General features: G+C 50.7%; 1 protein-coding gene. It reads left to right on the top strand.

Annotated elements, in window-relative coordinates; genetic code table 11:
* Window positions 1-1,015, top strand: a 1,015-nt coding sequence (locus LKK83_RS26195; RefSeq protein ID WP_324634414.1) for a hypothetical protein, incomplete at both ends; no start/stop codon positions are given.

Below are 1,015 nucleotides of genomic sequence, written 5' to 3' on the forward strand. Positions count from 1 at the left end.
GAAATAATCGGGGAAGATGACCCCATCGATGAGGAAGACCCCATTGATGATGAAATAATCGGGGAAGATGACCCCATTGATGAGGAAGACCCCATTGATGATGAACCGGAGACGGAGTTTGTATTTTTAACAGAACGGATCTGGAACGAAGGAGAAAACCGAGAGCATTTACTGAATGCTTTCTTGCAGTCGGAAGACGAACGTTTTGATGAAGCGATCGCGATATTGCAGTCTGTTGCTTTGAAAGAGAATCCAGATTTAACAGAATTGGCAGAGCAGTTGTCGGAACAAGTGCCCACTTTAACAGAGGCGCTGAACGACTCTGTAAATGAGACAGTGTTGCAAACACTGGAAGCGAATATCGTGGCCTTTTCTGCTGGGGAGGGTGCAGCAGATGAAACAGTTGCTGATGCCTTTACAGATGCGATCGCCCGTTATGGTGGTGCAGGGCGTGTGGGTAATCCAGTCAGTAGCATAGCCAGGGTTGGGGATGGCTACATCCAAGAATTTAACTTTGGCGGTGCGGGTGTCGGTGCTATCCTCTACGGCGATGGATCCGAGGAAGCGATATTCTTATCCGGTGAAGAGTGGCAAGAGTTTCAAGCGAATGGTGGGGTATTAACCCAGGGTTATCCTGCAGAACACCAGTTACCTGAAGCTGGCGACGGTGAAGGGGAAGTCATTGAGCTACCCACACTGTCCGATCCGGTGGTATCGGAGGATGGAACTGAGGCAGTCAATGGGGGACAAGGAGCGATCGCCCAACCCCAAGATATCCCAGAAATCGACTCCGATGACCCAGCAGAAGCGATCGCACAACCACTGTGGGGCACTAACTGGTATTATGACACCGCAGGTGACACCATGTCCTCAGCGCGGTATCTGAGTTTGGGACAAACCATCAACGAACGAGTCAGCAGCAGCGACTACTACGATTTCTATCGGTTTAACATTAGCGATCGCACCCGGGTGAACGTAGGGATTTCTGGCATGAGTGCCGATGCAGACCTGCGCT

It is taken from the genome of Phormidium sp. CCY1219 (assembly GCF_035615515.1).
Taxonomy (GTDB): domain Bacteria; phylum Cyanobacteriota; class Cyanobacteriia; order Cyanobacteriales; family Laspinemataceae; genus CCY1219.